We start from the raw sequence: 5,194 nt of genomic DNA, 5'->3' as shown, positions 1-5,194 counted from the left end.
GCCTGGTCAATGATGCTGGCACTCACTTCAGCCAAACGGTAGACGTTGGCTTCGCGGGCCCGGTAATCTCCCCCTTTGATGGTATCGTAAAAAAGGCGGTAGGTACTATCGCCGTCGTTGCGGTAGTTTTTCGCCGCGTTGATCCCGCCTTGCGCAGCAATCGAGTGCGCCCGGCGTGGACTATCGTGAAAGGTGAAGCACTTGACGTTGTAACCCAGTTCGCCCAGCGAAGCCGCAGCCGCAGCACCCGCCAAACCTGAACCAACTACGATGATGTCAAGGCGTCTTTTATTGTTGGGAGCTACCAGTGGCATGGAAGCGCGGTACTTTGTCCACTTTTCCGTTAAATTTCCAGCTGGAACTTTACCATTAAGAGCCATGATGTATTAATTTATATTGGAGAAATTCAATTTAAAAACATCTCAGGTAGTGCTAAAATTTTGAGCCTTGTAGAATTCCACACACTCATACCTCCACACCACCGCACACAAACCCGTTTTACCACCATCCCATGGTGTCGCCGTAAACATAAATGGGAATGATCGCAAAACCCGCAGGAATCAAAATCGAATAGACCTGCCCCAACACCTTGATGAAAGGGGTATATTTGCTGTGGTTCAGCCCCAATGTCTGGAAAGCACTTTGGAAACCATGCCACAAGTGGAAAGCGATGACCAGCATAGAAACCACATAAATAACCACAAAAATCGGATCAGCAAAAGCAGTCATTACTGGTGTGTAGAGATCTTTAACTACCTCACCACCATAGGAAGCCATCGGCACATTGCCCAGTTTCATCTGCAGCCAGAATTGGTACATGTGCAGCAGGATAAAAATCAGCAGGATGGTGCCCAACCAACCCATCCGGGTAGCAGCCCGTGGGTTGGTGCCTACAGCACGAGTAACTTTTACGGCATAATTTTGCCCACGTGCACTGGCGTTTTGTCTCCACAAGAGCAGCCCCTGGATCGCATGCAATACAATCGACAGGTAAAGGGTGTAAGAAACGGTTTTGATGATTTTATTGTGCGTCATAAATTCCGCATACAAATTAAAATCACGTCCACCATCATTGCTCATCAAGTACAAATTGCCTAATAGGTGAATGGGTAAAAAAGAAATCAGGAAAAGCCCCGTCAGCGCCATTAGTACTTTTTTACCAATGGAAGAAGTCAGGAACCCGCCAAACCAGCCCAGTCCTACTGGCGAAAGCGTGTTTGTCAGCCAACTCATGTGTTTTCGTTTTGTGTTTTGTGTATTTTTGCGACGGCAACAACCAATGAAGATTTTCAAGTGTTGTGCCTAAAACATCTACAAAGCTATATATTTGAGGCTAGATGCACAAAAGTGTGTGACCCAAGTTACCCCATTGACTTTAATTTTGAACGAGTCTAAATAATGGACACGCATTCAAAATGTTTAATTGTTTTTTTTGACTTTTGTGGCCTCAATTTCTGATTTTTGACATGGCAGAAGAAATAAACATATCGCTTGCAGGTTTTCTGGAACAGTTTCCGGAAGTAAAATTGCCCATCACTTTGACGGATGAAAGCAGCCGCATTTTCAGTCAAAGCAATGAGCCTTTCCCGCAACGCATGATCGAGCAGTACCTGATTCCGTTGGAAGAAGAGGAGGTGGATGAATTCACCGAATTTGTACCTTGTTTTCGCATCCCGGAAACCTATGATTTCCATGCCGTAGTATACTGGGTTGCCCATTTGATGAACTACCAATTCGTACTACTGACCGTGGGTAAAGATGCTCAGCTCATTGACAAAAAAGTCATCGCCGGAACTTTCTACGACGGCAAGGCGTTAACTACCACTGTAGCTACAATCGATGAAGATTGGACAATTTTAATGGTGTCTGGACAATCAAGCAATGACACCAACTACGACGCTTCCGGTACCCGCACTCAAAAACTAGAATTGCTGCCGGAAGGGCAGATTATAACCCTTTAACCAAATGAGAAAAAGACACCCTAAAAAAGGGAAAGGAGATACCCGTAAACTGACCGCTAAAGACTTGCAAAAAAACGTATTGCTCCTCTTTCAAAAAGACCCAAAAAGACGCTTGAACCCCAAGCAAATTGCCAAAAAACTCAACATCGACAACAATAAGGATTCCGTTCTCCATGCTTGTCAGGAATTGGTCAAACTGGGCTACATCATTGAGTTAGAAGACTTCAAATACAAACTGCGTGGCAGCAGTGGTGCTCTGCTCGGTCAAGACCGCAAAGTGCTGAATGGCGTCATGGACATGACCCGTTCGGGTGCTGGTTATGTCACGGTAGAAGGCCAACAAGACGACATTTTTGTGGCTGCCAAAAACATGAATACCGCCCTGCACGGCGACAAGGTCAAAATCAAAGCCTGGGTCCCCCGGGGCCGCAACCGCCCAGAGGGAGAGGTTTTGGAAGTTTTGGAACGCGCCCGCGAACATTTTGTCGGCACCATCTGGATCCACCCCCGTTACGCTGTTGTGGTCACCGATCCACCGTCATCGCTGGAGATTCTGGTTGATCCCTCCAAAATTATGGGGGCAGTAGACGAAGACCGCGTAGTGGTCAAAATTGAAAGTTGGACTGGCGGTCAATACCGTCAACCCATGGGGGTGTTGACCTACGTATTGGGCAAAGCGGGATCGCACGACATCGAAATGAAGGGCATCCTGATCAACAATGGCTTCAACCTGGAGTTTCCCCCCGAAGTCATCAAGGAGTCAGAGGAACTGGGCACGGGAATCCCAGAAGTGGAAATCGCCATTCGCCGCGACATGCGCAAAACGCCCACCTTTACCATTGACCCGGAAAATGCCCGCGACTTCGACGATGCACTCTCCTTCCTCTATCTGCCCAATGGCAACCTGGAAGTGGGTGTACACATTGCCGATGTGACGCACTATGTGCATGAAAATACGGCTCTGGACAAAGAAGCGCTGGCCCGTTCCACCTCGGTGTACCTGGTCGACCGTGTTTGTCCGATGTTGCCCGAAAAATTGTCCAACGAACTTTGCTCCCTGCGCCCACACGAGGATAAGTTGACCTTTTCCGCAGTTTTCACCTTTGACAAGGATGAAAAAATTGTGGAGCGCTGGTTTGGCAAAACGGTGATTCACTCCAATCGCCGCTTTTCCTACGAAGAAGCACAAGAAGTATTGGATACAGTCGAAGGCGACTTTGCACAAGAATTAAAAGTGCTCAACAAAATTGCGCATAAACTCCGCAAAGAGCGCTTCAAAAAAGGGGCCATCAATTTTGAATCAGAAGAAGTCCGCTTCCGCCTGGACGATGCGGGTGTGCCCATCGAGGTGTTCACCAAAGAGCGCAAGGATGCGCACATGCTGATCGAAGACTTCATGTTGCTGGCCAACCGTGAGGTTGCGACCTATGTTTCTGAAAAAGGCACCAAAGAAGAAGCGGAAATCCCCTTCGTCTACCGCGTACACGACGAGCCCAACCTGGATAAGGTGGAAGAACTGGCTCGTTTTGCCCGCCAAATGGGTGTGGAAATGAACGTGGCTACGCCAAAAGACATCGCCCGCTCTTTCAACAAACTGGCACAACTGGCCGAAGAAAACGAAGCCTTAAGCATCCTCGGCCCCATTGCCATCCGCACCATGGCCAAGGCTGCTTATTCGAGCGACAACATCGGGCACTACGGCCTGGCTTTTGATTTTTACAGCCACTTCACTTCACCGATTCGCCGCTACTCGGATGTGTTGGCGCACCGCATTTTGTTCCAAAACCTTAAGGCCACCCATCGGGTCAACAAGGAAAAACTGGAGGAAATGTGCCAACACGTCTCCAAACAGGAACGCCGCGCTGCCGACGCTGAACGGGAATCGATCAAGTACAAACAGGTGGAATTCATGTCCAAACACTTGGGCGAGGTTTTCCCTGGCTTTATCTCTGGCATTGGCGACCGGGGCATCTTCGTGGAACTGCGCGGCAACCGCTGCGAAGGCATGGTGAGTTTCGAAACCATGAACGAACCGTTCGAAATTGACCCTGGCCGCTTGCGGATTCGCGGGGTTTACAGCAAGAAGGAGTTCACGATGGGGCAAGAGATTCAGGTGCGGATCGTGAGCACGAATTTGCAGAGACGGCAGATTGAGATGTTTTGGGAGGAAGGGATTTGATCATTCAACAACCCATTTTTCAATCATATGACTTCAAGTGTAGGCATCCGGGAAATCTTGGTCAAAACTGCTCGAATACCCATCAAATAGGTTAAAGATCGACGAATCAGGGTGTTCAGCATCTTTCGCCTTCGACTCGACCATACTGACTCCGAATCCTTAATTTTTTGGACTTAAAAGTCGAAATTGGTTTTTGTTTGTACTTAGATCACAGAGTTAAAATTTTAATTTATCTATCAAAAAACAATAAAAATTATGTAATTTCTATTGTTTTTTGATGATTTCTGCCAATTCTTTTAAAAAATCTTTATCAGATTTAAGTTCTTCTTTAATCATTTCTTTGAAAGAGATGGTTTCACTTTCAATTCTGCTCGAAATATAGTCATTTAGCTTTGTCTCTAATTCCTGAGCAATTCTTGTTTTCAAAGGATCTGTTAATATTTGAGTTTCTAAATTTGTAAATGACGAAGAAATGAGGGTCCTGATGTCTTCCAATTTTTTATTTGTATCAGTGATAGTTCGTTGATCTTTTTTATCTTCTGCTAGCAATATTTCGTCAATTTTTTCTTTCGTATATACAATAAAGGTATTGTTTCTTATTGATTCATAATACTGTAGGTCTTGAGATCTAGATTGTCCAGGTCTAGGAGTTTCAAAAAGGTTGCCATAAAAAAAACCTACTCTGGCTGCTCCAACCCCATTGTTGGTTTTTGGGAAGCCATCAAAACCATAGCCAAAAAAATTAGGGCTTATTTTTGCGATAAATTCTTCCCCTGGAGGAAGTGGGATTTCTTTCACTTGAAATTTACTTACATTACCATTTAAGGGTCGGTCATTGCTATTTCTTTTTTGATCTCTGATCGTAAAAAAAGACAAAGATATTACAACGGTGAATCCAAATAAAATGCGATAGTTAGAGCCTGTAAAAATTTAAGATTTTACAGATGTGAGGAATGAGAAAAAAGGAATCAGCGGTAATTTGGTTGGAGAAAATTTGCAAATATGTACCCAACCAACATCACTGATTCCCAATGGGAAGTTATAAGTTCTTTGT

5 protein-coding genes are annotated in these 5,194 nt (G+C 45.5%); 2 read left to right on the top strand and 3 right to left on the bottom strand.

Annotation, left to right across the window (positions count from 1 at the left end; all coding sequences use genetic code 11):
• On the bottom strand, positions 1-380 hold a 380-nt coding region (locus SFV55_RS06200), incomplete at its 3' end, for an FAD-binding protein (RefSeq protein ID WP_320028607.1).
• Positions 381-498: 118 nt separating this feature from the next.
• A complete protein-coding gene (locus SFV55_RS06195) occupies positions 499-1,233 on the bottom strand; it encodes a succinate dehydrogenase cytochrome b subunit (RefSeq protein WP_320028606.1) in 735 nt (244 codons plus the stop codon).
• Positions 1,234-1,466: 233 nt separating this feature from the next.
• On the opposite strand from SFV55_RS06195, the gene SFV55_RS06190 reads away from it, so the two are divergent.
• Together SFV55_RS06190 and rnr are read left to right on the top strand one after the other, a co-directional pair.
• Entirely contained in the window at positions 1,467-1,961 is a 495-nt protein-coding gene (locus SFV55_RS06190; RefSeq protein WP_320028605.1) for a hypothetical protein, read from the top strand.
• 4 nt (positions 1,962-1,965) lie between these two features.
• On the top strand, positions 1,966-4,140 hold the full coding sequence (rnr, locus tag SFV55_RS06185) for a ribonuclease R (RefSeq protein ID WP_320028604.1): 2,175 nt from the start codon (positions 1,966-1,968) through the stop codon (positions 4,138-4,140).
• Between the two features lie 264 nt (positions 4,141-4,404).
• Here rnr and SFV55_RS06180 read toward each other — a convergent pair whose 3' ends face one another.
• Positions 4,405-4,938: a hypothetical protein gene (locus SFV55_RS06180; protein WP_320028603.1), complete on the bottom strand. Its 534-nt coding sequence runs from the start codon at positions 4,936-4,938 to the stop codon at positions 4,405-4,407.
• Positions 4,939-5,194: the final 256 nt, after the last annotated feature.

It is taken from the genome of Haliscomenobacter sp. (assembly GCF_033763495.1).
Lineage (GTDB): Bacteria > Bacteroidota > Bacteroidia > Chitinophagales > Saprospiraceae > Haliscomenobacter.
This window is presented reverse-complemented; position numbering and strand designations above follow the sequence as displayed.

Bases quoted from the DNA above. Each gene is read 5' to 3' on its own strand.
- SFV55_RS06195 (WP_320028606.1), bottom strand. From the start codon at position 1,233: ATGAGTTGGCTGACAAACACGCTTTCGCCAGTAGGACTGGGCTGGTTT.
- SFV55_RS06190 (WP_320028605.1), top strand. From the start codon at position 1,467: ATGGCAGAAGAAATAAACATATCGCTTGCAGGTTTTCTGGAACAGTTT.
- rnr (WP_320028604.1), top strand. From the start codon at position 1,966: ATGAGAAAAAGACACCCTAAAAAAGGGAAAGGAGATACCCGTAAACTG.